The 2,213-nt window shown below is 61.4% G+C and carries 1 protein-coding gene; it reads right to left on the minus strand.

Going from position 1 to position 2,213, the window contains the following annotated elements; translation table 11 throughout:
- Positions 1-11: 11 nt before the first annotated feature.
- Positions 12-1,964: a helicase-related protein gene (locus tag C6P64_RS15795; protein WP_105749502.1), complete on the minus strand. Its 1,953-nt coding sequence runs from the start codon at positions 1,962-1,964 to the stop codon at positions 12-14.
- Between the last annotated feature and the right edge of the window lie 249 nt (positions 1,965-2,213).

The following is a 2,213-nucleotide window of genomic DNA, read 5'->3' on the forward strand; positions in this document are numbered from 1 at the left end:
ACACCTTGAAATCACTCCTCCCGGCCCCCCAGCGCCTCGCGCTCGATGTCGAGCTTTTCCAGCAGGCGGCGGAACACTTCGCCCTCGCGCGTCTGCGCCGCCACCAGGTTCCACAGGTGGCAGACCTCGCGCTGGCCGATACGGTGGATGCGGCCGAAGCGCTGCTCCATCCGGTTGGGGTTCCAGGGCAGGTCGTAGTTGACCATCAGGTTGGCGTTCTGCAGGTTCACGCCTTCGCCCGCCGCGTCGGTGGCCAGCAGCACCAGCACATCGGGGTTGTTGCGGAAGGACTCCTGGATCTTGCGCCGGTCGTCCCGGTTGGTACCGCCGTGGATGGTGACCACGGCCTCCTCGCTGCCCAGGGTGTCGCGGATACGCAGCAACAGGTAACTCAGCGTGTCACGGTGCTCGGTAAAGACGATCAGCTTGCGCCGCCGGCCATCGGCCGTCAGCATTTCGGGCCGATCCTGCAGCAGCTTGGAAAACTCTTCCCACTTGCGGTCACTGCGCGACTGCACCACCTTGGCGGCTTGGTCTTCCAGCTCACGCAGGATGATGATTTCTGCTTGCAGCTCAGGGATGGTCTCGGCCGCCGTCGCCTGGTCCACCACCTGGTCCGACAAGATCTCGTACTCGTCGGCCGTGAGTTCATCACTGGCCTCGTCCAGGCTGTCGGGCACGTCGATCTTGTGCTTGACCACGTACTCGCCCAGGTTCTCGCGCAGCACATCCGCGCGCGCCTTGAGCTGCAGCTCTTCCAGTCGCGCTTCGAGCTTCTTGCGGCGTCGTGACAGCGAGGTATAGATGGCCTGCGGGCTGGACGCCAGCCGGCGCTGCAACTGGGTCAGAGCAAAACCGACAGTGCCCTTGCGCTTGCCATCGAGCCGGTCCGCGCGGTCCATCTCGTTGCGCACGTAGTCCGTCACCCGGTCATAGAGCAGAACCTCGGCATCTGACAGGGTGTAGTTGACCGTATAGGCCCGGCGTTCAGGGAACAGCGGCTTGCCGTCAAAGCGCAGCAGCTCCTCCTTCACCATGCGGCGCATCATGTCGGTGATGTCCACCTTGTGCGCGCCTTCACGGAACTTGCCGTAGAAACGGTCACCATCCAGCAAGGACATGAAGAGCTGGAAGTCCTCTTCCTTGCCGTTGTGCGGGGTCGCGGTCATCAGCAGGAAATGCCGCGTCAGTCCGCCCAGCAGCTTGCCCAGCTTGAAGCGGCCGGTTTCGTTGATCTTGTTGCCGAAGTAGTTGGCCGACATCTTATGGGCTTCGTCAACGACGATCAGGTCCCACTCGGTCTGCAGCAGCAGTTGCTGGTATTCCTCGTTTCGCGACAGTTGGTCCAGCCGGGCAATCAGCCGGTCTTGCTCGGCAAAGTAGTTGCGGCTGCGGCACTGCTCCTGCTTCTCGCGGCTGAACAGCTCGAAGTCCAGGCCGAACTTCTCGCGCAGTTCGTCCTGCCACTGCTCGGACAGCGAGCCCGGCGACACGATCAGCACGCGCCGCGCATCGGCGCGCATGGTCATCTCCCGGATCAACAGGCCAGCCATGACCGTCTTGCCAGCTCCAGGGTCATCCGCCAGCACAAAGCGCAGCGGCTGCTTGGGCAGCATGGCCTCATAGACCGCCGAAATCTGGTGCGGCAGCGGCTCGACGTTGGACGTGTGCACCGCCATCAGCGGGTCAAACAGGTGGGCCAGACTGATCCGGTAGGCCTCAAGCGCGAGCTTGAAGGCAGCGGGGTCGGCATCGAAAGCCCAGGCGCGGCCAGCGGTGGCCAGGCTCAAACGGTGCTCGTCACTGCGGAAGACCGTCTGCTCGTCCAGCTTTCCAAGAGCATTGCGGTACGCCACCAGCCGCGCATTGGGGCCGACTTCCTCCACGTTGACCAGCTTGACAACTAGGTCTGGCACCAGGCCTGCCACTTGGGCGTCCTTGGTCAGTTCTTCGAGTTTGAGCATGTATTTGGACTGGAGGCGGGGAGGAAACGGTGATTATCACGCATCATGAAAAACATAACGGTACCCGCACGGCACGCACTTCCCGCCGGTTCGACCCAATAACTTCAGAAATTTCGGGATGATCCATTCATCCCACTCAAATTGACAGAAGCCAGAGGATTCGAACCACGTTTCAACTCATCTATCAGATCCCGAATAGCAGGCGGATGAGTTGGTCGAAATTTTATATTTAACAGGCCGTTGAAAAAC

Origin of the sequence: Malikia granosa (assembly GCF_002980595.1) — a bacterium.
Lineage (GTDB): Bacteria > Pseudomonadota > Gammaproteobacteria > Burkholderiales > Burkholderiaceae_C > Malikia > Malikia granosa.

Coding starts and splice junctions, on each gene's coding strand:
- C6P64_RS15795 (WP_105749502.1), bottom strand. CDS start 1,964: ATGCTCAAACTCGAAGAACTGACCAAGGACGCCCAAGTGGCAGGCCTG.